The following is a 382-nucleotide window of genomic DNA, read 5'->3' as shown; positions in this document are numbered from 1 at the left end:
CGTCCGGAGCTCGGCGAGGAACTGACCAACAGCTTCTGCGCGACCGACCCGGACATCGCCCGGGTCTTCGCCCGCACCACGTTCCTCTCCGACAGCCGCAAGGACCTCGAGACCGTGACCGTTCCGACCCTGATCCTGGAGTGCGAGCAGGACGTCATCGCGCCCCGCGAGGTCGGCGCGTACGTCCACGCCGCCGTGCCCGGCAGCGAGCTGGTCACCCTGGACGCCGTCGGCCACTGCCCGCAGCTCAGCGCGCCCGAGGCCACCGCCTCGGCGATCCGCGCGTTCCTGTCCTCAGGAGTCCGTTGAGCACGGGCGGCGTGGACGACGCCGGCGCGGAGGCCCCCGGCATCCGCCCCGCGTTCAGCTCCCTGCTGGAGGA

At 72.8% G+C, this 382-nt stretch carries 1 protein-coding gene; it reads left to right on the top strand.

Annotated elements, in window-relative coordinates:
* On the top strand, positions 1 to 309 hold a 309-nt coding region (locus LPA54_RS41965; RefSeq protein ID WP_228985580.1), incomplete at its 5' end, for an alpha/beta fold hydrolase.
* Positions 310 to 382: the final 73 nt, after the last annotated feature.

Source organism: Streptomyces sp. DH12, from assembly GCF_020873895.1.
Classification (GTDB): Bacteria; Actinomycetota; Actinomycetes; order Streptomycetales; family Streptomycetaceae; genus Streptomyces.
The sequence above is the reverse complement of the archived record's forward strand: the minus strand, read 5'-3'. Positions and strand labels throughout refer to the sequence as shown.